The following is a 9,272-nucleotide window of genomic DNA, read 5'->3' as shown; positions in this document are numbered from 1 at the left end:
ATTTACAGTAGTTGGCGATACTCTGGTGAGAGATGTCGATATCATAGAGGTCTTTCAAAGCCTGTTTGGTTTTTCTAAGGGAGAGACCCAGGTTCACATGCAGAGTCAGACAAAGAGACATGGTATGGGAGTCAAACTTAGTGAATTTAAAGGAAGAAGCATTTTTTGGCAGGGAGTTTAAATCCATCTTAAAAAAATCTATCGTGAATTCGCGGTAGATATAGTGAAGTTTGTATTTGTTCTTACCATAGTCTTCATCCAGATGCTTTTTATCAACCTTCTTGAGATTGTGAAGATAATAAGAGCATTTCGGATTCACGCATTTATGGAGGATGAAGTGTTTGCGGTCTTTTTTATGAACAAGGCTGTGGGAACAGTGAGGACACTTCAAGACAGTAGTCTTTGAAAAACGGTTATCCTTAGTTGGAGAAAAATGTGATTGGCAAACCTTGCATAGGACTTGACTTTTCTTTTTACCATCGTTCCACATGAGATAGTCCACAGGGGCATCGCAGGCAGGGCAATGGCAGGATGCAGGAATATCACACTCCACCCGGCGAAAGACAGGACGAATGGTTTTGTGGTAACGCTGCTGATAGTAAGAGATGAGATCCTTCCAGTTCCATTCCTGTTTGTAGGATATGATTTTGGGAAGCTCATCAATCTTGAACTTCTGATACTTTGGAGAGTGGGAATCATCAAAAGACCACTGCTTGAGAGGGATGTATCTACAGATAAAGTTAATAAGCCAGCAGATTTGTTTATGTTGGTATTGAATTAGTTGAAGTAAATAAAGTATAATGTCCATGAGCAATGAAATCCTTTCTTTGTAATTGGTTGTGGCGACTACATTATACAAGAAAAAAGGAGGTCATTGCTTTTTTATTTTAAAAAGTGATGTAACCCTTGAATATAAAGGATATATAAAAACAAAAGGGGTGTCAAACTTGACACTACCGAAAAAGATAAGGGGCAGGACTGGTAGATGAACTGTTGGCCTCAATAGGGCTTTACAGCGGAGATAGGATTTCCGCCGATGAGTGCCTCTATATTTCTTTTGACGATTTAATGATTATTGATTCTGCTATGGAACGGGAATGTTATATTTATAGTGTTGCTCTTGGCACCGCTGAAGGTGGGCTTATGGGTGACGGTTATCAGGTGATATATCGGGTTTCAGTAGACTACAGCGGCAATAAAACGGCATCCATTTATGAAGATTTCAGTGATACCATTCTAGATGACGGTCATGGCGACGTTATTTCGAAGGACAACACTCATACTGACAATACTTCGAAGGACAACGGTCACACTGAAAATACTCCGAAGGATGAGGGCCGTGGTGATGTCATTTCCCAGGATGATGGAAAGGGTGACCTTATTCCAGATGGTCCCAACTGGGCGGGAATGTATGTAGGAGACGAGTTTTCCATTGAGATTACTAAGTTCAATGGCAGTAGCTTTTGGTTTGATATTTATTTGCTCCGAAATGGTAGTACGGTAATGAGTGGCACTGCGACCTTATATCCAGATGATAAATATATGGCGGAATATGGTGAAATTTCCTTTAGCCTCTATAAAGATTACAGCGCCATCGATTTCTTTGCGCCTGAAAGTTCGGATTGGGCTCATATGCGTGGCCAATACAAGTTTATAGAATAAATTTCTTTTGCATAGGCGCAAAGAACAGGAGGGGCAGCATGCCATTATGGCTGATTATTTTCCTAATTCTCGTTTGTTTGGCGAGTGAAATGTTATTGTTTTTCACTAGAAGGAAAATCGGAAAAACAAACCAGATAATAATGGGGCTCATACTGATGGTAATTCTTGTGGGAGGTCTGTTGTATTTAACAGCTTCTCTATTGCTCCTGTACAATATTGATTAAAGTATCAAGAGAGCAGCGATGTAAAGGCAAATACGAGTTGAAAGCAGATAGTTCGAGTAATTTAAGAAGGTGATAAAGGATGAAGTTCATAAGAAAGATCATGGGTTTTGAAAGTCGGTATTCCTGGGTAAAATGGCTGCGTATGGGCTTTGCTGCTGCCGCACTATTAATGGCACTTATATTCTATTATAATTTTGGGGGATTTGCTATCGACGATGGCATAGGTGGCCTAATCATTTCAGTAATAATGTTTGGTGTTTTTTTTGCACCAATTTTATTAGTCATAGTGGTGGTCGCGGTGCTGATTGGCGCAGTTGTTGGTGGGGTGAGTAGCGGAAGAAAGCAACATAAGAGCCTCAAAGAATCCGAAGCCACAGGTTCCACCGAATTTTTGGAACTTGATAGGGCGAGGATTAAAGTGCAAATAGCAAGTTTTTTATATTTCCTCGCGATCGGGGTGGCAGTGCTGATTGGTATCGCTGTGCACGTTTATACGGAAACTGGATTGGTAGTAATATATGTTATCATCGCAATAATTGTTTTTTTCAAGATAGGGATTTTGGTATTAAAAGCGTCGAGTCGTTATAGAGATTCATTTAAAGATGAGATTGTAAAGAAAAGACTAGAAGAGGTTTTTAAACAGGTGGACTTTCGCCCTAATGAAAAAATTGATGAAAGCAACATAGAGGAGAGCCAGTTGTTCACCTCCTATGACAGATATAATGGCAACGATTATCTTTCTGCCAGTTGTCAAAACAAACGCTTTATCCAATCAGATGTTCATCTTGAAGAAGAGTACGAAGCTACCTATACAGATGACGATGGAAATACCCAAACCGTAACGAGATACAGAACGGTATTTCGTGGACGGCTTATGATATTCGATTATGACGCTATTTCAAATGAGCCTGTTATGGTTTATAGTAAGTCTGGCAGTGGGTATCCATTTAGCAAAGGGATACAAACAGAGCTGGATGCTTTTAATAGAAAGTTTCATGTAGTATCAAAAGATTCTCTTGGGGCGCTGCGTATTCTGACTCCACAAGTAACCGAAGCCATCATGCTTGCCGGCGAAAAAATCAATTTTCCAATATCTCTGTCATTCATAAATGACAAGATTTATGTGGCGGTGGCAATGGGAGACTCCTTTGAGGCAGCAATCGTGGGGGATTCAACTCTTTCAGAACTACGAGAGCGTGTAGAGTACGAAATTCAAATCATGGTTGATTTAATGGAAATATTGTACTTCAGAGATTGAAAGGAGTAGATGAATGAAAAGTGAAAGTTTTGAACAGCCTAGCAATTGGGAGCTTAAGACGAAACTCTATGACCTGAAAACGAAAAAAAAGCGAATGGGTCTTATTGCCCTTTTGTGTTTGATTGCTGTGATTATTTTTTTGCTTATGGCAGAAGTGATTCTATTTATTTTCGCCCTATTAGGGGTCATTGTCTTTGGAATGAAAAGCATGGGAGCAAATAAAAAAATAAAACAGATCGCAAAGATTACTACTGTGGAAGAGGTAATAGAGGAGGTTTTTGATGACTGCATCTACAATCCCTATGGGAGTATTGACAGGACACGGATTAGAGATAGCGGACTCATTGACGACTGGGATTCGGGGGGGGATAGCTATGATACTGAAACCCACTTCAAATTCGTCGGCAACGATTATATTAGTGGAAAATATAAGGGGCACCAAATTGAGCTTTGTGATGTAAATGTTACGAAAATTACAAAAAAAATTGAGGTAGATGAAGAAGGGAAAAGAGAGGAAAGAGAAGAGCAGGAAACCAGTTTTAAAGGGATATGGATGACCTGTAAATTAGAGAAATTCCTGCCAGCAGAAGTGCGAATTCGTGAAAAGAAAGAACGGGCTCTCCTTTTTAAAAATATTGTAGGAAAGTACACTTGGGTCAAAAGCGATGTAGAGACAGAAAACCATGCCTTTAATGAACAGTTTCAAATCCTTACCAACGACGTTCATTACACTTTCTATGTATTGACTCCCCACTTTATGGAGCGTATTTTATCTGTGGATAAGAAGTCTGGTGGCCAGACATTGCTTTGTTTTAGAGGGGAATGGGTTCATATTGCTGTACATAGCGGCAAGGATTTCTTCGAAATTAAGAAAGGTTCTGAAATCAATGATATTCAAGCATTAAAGCTTCGAATTCAAAATGAGATTACATATTTTACAGATATTTTGGATGAACTGTTTCATAACGAGCAACTTTTTTCGTGAGGTAGGTATCAAAAAAAGAAATGAGGAATGAATATGCCATTTTTAATTGGAATTTTAGTAGTTGCTGTTATTGTTATTATATGGATTATAAGCACGTCAAACCGCTTCAAGATTCTTTTGGTAAAGATCAGCGAATCGAGTTCAGGGATTGACGTGGCACTCACAAAGCGTTATGATACGCTGACCAAAACCATGGATGTTGTAAGGGCGTACGCTAAACACGAGACTGAAACTTTTGAGAAAGTGATTAAGCTTCGCGCTGGAATGAGCATGGCGGAGAAAAATGAAGCCAATCACTCTATGGATGAGGTGGCTCACCGGATCAACCTAGTTGCAGAAAACTACCCCGAGCTTCGTTCATCCGAGAACTTTAAGCAGCTTCAGGCAGCGATTATGGATGCAGAAGACCATTTGCAGGCCGCACGTCGAGTATATAATATGAACGTATCTGCATTTAATCAAAAAATGCTAGTATTTCCCGATAGTATCATTGCAAACGTAGCTCACTACACGCCAAGGGAGTTTTTTGAGGCAGATGAAATCAAGCAGATGGATGTAAAGATCGATCTTTAATAGTTAAAAACAGAACATAAAAATGGCGACCATAAAGGCCGCCATTTTTATGTAATAAGATTTTTTATGTGCCAATGGCGACAGATACTTAAAAGTAAAATACTATCTAGCTGTAAATCTTTGGATCAAGCTGAATGTGGGCATGGGTATCCTTAATTAATAGGGTATCATTTTAAAAACTAAAATGATACCTTATTAATTTATGGTGGGATATATGATAAGATATAACAGAAAGAAGTTGAGGAGTAACGCCCTAAGGGCCATAAAATAGAACGAAACCATATTAAAAGATATCCAAAAGAGACAATAACAGAGGTGATATTATGGAAAACTTACCAATTACAATAAATCTTATCAATAATATATCTTTAATGTTTCTTATTACATTTTTATTATCAAATACCACTCCCTTTAAAAATATAATATTAAATCGGCAAAATACGTTTGTGAACAAAATGTTTTTAGCGATCATATTTAGTCTCTTTGGAATTTTTGGTACTTATTATGGATTTCCTATAGAAGGGGCGATTGCCAATTCTAGGGTAATCGGTATTATGGTAGCTGGTTTATTAGGAGGCCCTTTTGTAGGTATTAGTGCTGGACTTATTGCAGGTTTTCATAGATGGGTTATTGATATTGGTGGATTTACGGCATTTGCCTGTATGATATCTACAATTGTTGCAGGTATTATTGGAAGCATAGGATATAAATATAAAAATAGATTTGAAAAAATATGGGTATTAGGATTTTTTCTGACTATAATAGCAGAAGTCATACAAATGGGTATTATCATTATCATTGCAAAACCCTATTTAGCAGCAGTTTCTTTAGTAAAAACGATTTTTGTTCCTATGACCCTAATGAATTCTATAGGAGTTATGCTATTTTTATTATTAATAAATAACATTTTTAAAGAACAAGAAAGAAAAGCTGCCATTCAATCAGAGTTAGCGTTAAAGATTACAGAAAAAACTCTTCCCTATTTAAGAAATGGGATAAATAAAGAAACGGCATTAGCTACTTGTAAGATTATACATTCTATGGCAAAAGTAGATGCGGTTGCTATTACAAAAGGAGAAGAAATTCTTGCCCATGTTGGCATTGGATCCGATCATCATTGGCCTGGTGAAATCGTGCAAACATCTTCAACAAAAGCGGTATTAAAGGCGAAGAAATCTATTATCGTAGAAAATAAGGATGAAGTTGGTTGTTCAAATAAAACTTGCCGACTTAATTCTGCTGTTATTACTCCTCTAATGAAAAAATCTAAAGTGATAGGAGTATTAAAAATATACAAAACTGAAAAAAATGCAATTACAAGTATTGATGTAAAATTAGCGGAAGGTCTCGCTCGTCTTTTCTCAACCCAAATAGAACTTGCAGAAGTTGATTATAACGCACAACTTTTAGCAAAAGCTGAATTAAAGGCTTTGCAGGCTCAAATTAATCCACATTTTCTCTTCAATGCCCTAAATACTATTGTGTCGATGGTTCGAATCGATCCAGATACAGCAAGGAAACTATTAATTAATCTAAGTACATTTCTAAGGGAAAATTTTAGAGAAAAGGATGATATGATAGATATAAGCAGTGAATTAAAGCATATTGAAGCTTATTTAGAAATTGAAAAGGCAAGATTTGGCGAAAGACTAAATGTTGAATACAGTATAAATGACTATAATTTTAAAATCCCTCATCTTATACTACAACCCTTAGTGGAAAATGCAGTAAAGCATGGTATATATACAAAAAAAGATGGTGGAACTATTTCTATCATTATTAATGAGGATAAAAAGAATTATATTATAAAGATAGAAGATGATGGGGTAGGATTTAATCCGGATTCACAAGAGCCAATTGGTCATGGTATTGCTCTTAAAAATATAGACACAAGATTAAAATCTATTTATGGAGATGATTATGGATTAAAAATCCAAAGCAGTGAAAATATAGGCACAAAAGTGTTAATAAATATTCCAAAGGCGGGTAGCTTAAATTGAGCATAAGAACTATTTTAATTGATGATGAGTATTTATCTATTGAAGAATTATCCTTCCTACTTTCAAAAGCTACGGATATAGAGATTATTGGTAGGGCTTACAATGGAATAGAAGGATTAAAGCTTATAAAGGACCTAAAACCAGATTTGGTTTTCTTAGACATTCAAATGCCAGATATGACTGGGCTTGAACTTAGTAAAGAAATAAATAAATTAGATATAAAATGTAAGATTATTTTTAGTACGGCCTATGACAAATACGCTTTGGAAGCCTTTGATGTAGAGGCCATTGACTATATATTAAAACCTTTTGAAGAGCAAAGGGTTTTAAAGGCAGTAAATAAAGCAAAGAATCTAATTCAAGACGAAAATACTGAAACAGAGCCTTCTAAACTAGTTAAAAAAGCTGTTGCCCTTAATAAACTATCGGTATTAAAAGAAGACAAAATACTACTCATTGACATAAAGAGTATTATAGTTATTTATACAGAGGATAGAAATATTTATATAAAAACCAAAGAAGAAACTTTCCATTCAAATTATTCTATCCAAGAATTAGAGAAAAAACTTAGTGATAAGGGTTTTTTTAGAACTCATCGCAGTTTTTTAGTCAATCTTAATAAAATTAAAGAAATTTCACCATGGTTTAATGGTTCATATATGGCACTATTAGATGGTTATGATGGTGAAGTGCCCATTAGCAGAAATAATGTAAAGGCTTTTAAAAACATATTAGGAATTTGAGAAAAATTTAATGTGCTTAATGACAAAAAACAGACACTTTGGGTCTGTTTTTTGTCATTTGGTGATCTTTTTATCCTTTTTAGAATGAAAAGCTATAATATGAACCTGTAAGGTAATTATTGATTTATTTTAAACTATTTATTAAAAAGGAGGATTACCATGACTACATTCATAATTGGACTTATTATTTTAATAGTTGGTGGTTATTTCTATGGAAAATACTGTGAAAAAGTATTTGGACCAGATGACAGAACAACACCTGCAATTGAAAAAGCCGATGGTATTGACTATGTCGGTATGAGTAAATGGAAAAACGGATTAATTGAACTTTTAAATATAGCAGGAACAGGACCTATTTTAGGACCTATTCAAGGTGTTTTGTTTGGACCGATTGCATTTATAACCATCCCTATTGGATGTGTAATTGCTGGATCTATGCATGATTATTTTGTTGGAATGCTTTCTATGAGAAATGGTGGCGATCAAATGCCTAAAATGATTAGAAAGTATTTAGGTGAAAAAACCTATAAGATTTATAATGTAGTAGTTTGGATATTATTACTTTTAGTAGGAACAGTATTCATATATACTCCGGGGGATTTGATTGTATCAGATATTTTAGGTCAACAGCCAACTATTGACAATCCAGTACTTTGGATTGTATATGCAGCAATTTTTGCTTATTATATAGCTTCTACTGTTTTTCCAATAGATAAGATCATTGGGAAAGTATATCCTATATTTGGTGCAATACTTGTTTTATCTGCCCTTGGAATCTTTGGAGGCGTTTTGTTAGATGGAGGAGTAAACTTAACAAATTTATCTTTATCTACTAATATTTTTGGTCAACATCCTAGTGAATTATCCTTTTTCCCTGTGTTTTTTATAACTGTAGCCTGTGGAATTATGTCAGGGTTCCACTCTACTCAATCAACACTAATTAGTAGAACGGTTACCGATGAGCGAGAAGGAAGAAGTACCTTTTTTAACATGATGTTAGTAGAAGGATTTATTGCCATGGTATGGGCGGCAGGCGCAATGGTACTATTTAATCTAGGTACGGCTGTGGATACGAATGCTACATTAATGGTAGGTATGATTTCTAGGCATTTTCTAGGAAACATAGGAGCTTTGTTTGCAATTCTTGGAGTAATTGTACTACCCATTACTTCAGGAGATACCGCCTTCAGGTCTCTACGACTTACCTTAGCAGAAACCTTTAACATTGATCAATCTACAAATAAAAACAGAATGGGCATTTCAGTAATTATCTTTGCAATTGCAGCTGTAATATTAGTATATTCCAAATCAAGTCCTGGAGGATTTAGCCTTCTATGGAGATACTTTGGTTTTACGAACCAACTTATTGCAGTATTTGCTCTGGCTATGATTGCAATATACTTGGCAGGTAAAAACAAAAATTACTGGATTTCATTATTGCCAGGAGTATTCTACTGTATGGTTGTTGTAAGTTATATCTTGCATGAGCCTATTGGATTTGGATTAGAATCTAGAATTGGATATCTATTCGGATTAGATCCAAATAGCTATAGCCTTTCCCTCATTCTAGGCGCAATCATTGCAATTATTTATGGCTGGGTTGTTATGAAAGCTGGCAAAAAAAGAGCTACTAATAATTTGGGAAAATTAAATCTATAATAATATCAAATAAACCGACTCTAATGAGTTAGACTTAGGATCTAGCTATAAGAGTCGGTTTGTCATTTGTGGATTTTAATTGCTTTTGGACTAGGCATTCAGGGCTTCCTAAATGTTATTGATTTCTCCACGTGTCAACCAACTGCTTGCTAAATATGCCTTAATCAG

At 35.8% G+C, this 9,272-nt stretch carries 8 protein-coding genes and 1 pseudogene; 8 read left to right on the top strand and 1 reads right to left on the bottom strand.

The window, feature by feature from the left end; all coding sequences use genetic code 11:
* Nucleotides 1-808: pseudogene (locus tag Q7P22_RS10120) on the bottom strand (transposase); the annotation flags it as partial.
* 260 nt (nucleotides 809-1,068) lie between these two features.
* Here Q7P22_RS10120 and Q7P22_RS10115 point away from each other — a divergent pair.
* The 8 genes from Q7P22_RS10115 (at nucleotide 1,069) to Q7P22_RS10080 (ending at nucleotide 9,104) form a co-directional block, all read left to right on the top strand.
* Entirely contained in the window at nucleotides 1,069-1,662 is a 594-nt protein-coding gene (locus Q7P22_RS10115; RefSeq protein ID WP_303863803.1) for a hypothetical protein, read from the top strand.
* Nucleotides 1,663-1,700: 38 nt separating this feature from the next.
* On the top strand, nucleotides 1,701-1,886 hold the full coding sequence (locus tag Q7P22_RS10110) for a hypothetical protein (protein WP_303863801.1): 186 nt from the start codon (nucleotides 1,701-1,703) through the stop codon (nucleotides 1,884-1,886).
* Nucleotides 1,887-1,986: 100 nt separating this feature from the next.
* The gene (locus Q7P22_RS10105; protein ID WP_303863799.1) at nucleotides 1,987-3,144 is read left to right on the top strand and encodes a DUF3137 domain-containing protein; all 1,158 of its coding nucleotides are present in this window, start codon (nucleotides 1,987-1,989) and stop codon (nucleotides 3,142-3,144) included.
* Between the two features lie 13 nt (nucleotides 3,145-3,157).
* Complete coding sequence (locus tag Q7P22_RS10100) at nucleotides 3,158-4,129, top strand: DUF3137 domain-containing protein (protein WP_303863797.1); 972 nt, start codon at nucleotides 3,158-3,160, stop codon at nucleotides 4,127-4,129.
* Between the two features lie 33 nt (nucleotides 4,130-4,162).
* Nucleotides 4,163-4,702: a LemA family protein gene (locus tag Q7P22_RS10095; protein WP_303863795.1), complete on the top strand. Its 540-nt coding sequence runs from the start codon at nucleotides 4,163-4,165 to the stop codon at nucleotides 4,700-4,702.
* 323 nt (nucleotides 4,703-5,025) lie between these two features.
* Nucleotides 5,026-6,702, top strand: coding sequence for a sensor histidine kinase (locus tag Q7P22_RS10090; protein WP_303863793.1), 1,677 nt, complete (start codon nucleotides 5,026-5,028; stop codon nucleotides 6,700-6,702).
* Nucleotides 6,699-7,445, top strand: coding sequence for a LytTR family DNA-binding domain-containing protein (locus Q7P22_RS10085; protein ID WP_113920173.1), 747 nt, complete (start codon nucleotides 6,699-6,701; stop codon nucleotides 7,443-7,445). Before Q7P22_RS10090 ends, Q7P22_RS10085 begins: the two co-directional genes overlap by 4 nt.
* Nucleotides 7,446-7,604: 159 nt before the next feature.
* Nucleotides 7,605-9,104 (top strand): carbon starvation protein A, encoded by a 1,500-nt coding sequence (locus Q7P22_RS10080; RefSeq protein WP_303863790.1) that lies wholly within the window; start codon nucleotides 7,605-7,607, stop codon nucleotides 9,102-9,104.
* The last annotated feature ends 168 nt before the right edge of the window (nucleotides 9,105-9,272 follow it).

Source organism: Alkalibaculum bacchi (assembly GCF_937875145.1).
Taxonomy (GTDB): Bacteria; Bacillota; Clostridia; order Eubacteriales; family Alkalibacteraceae; genus Alkalibaculum; species Alkalibaculum bacchi_A.
The sequence above is the reverse complement of the archived record's forward strand: the minus strand, read 5'-3'. Positions and strand labels throughout refer to the sequence as shown.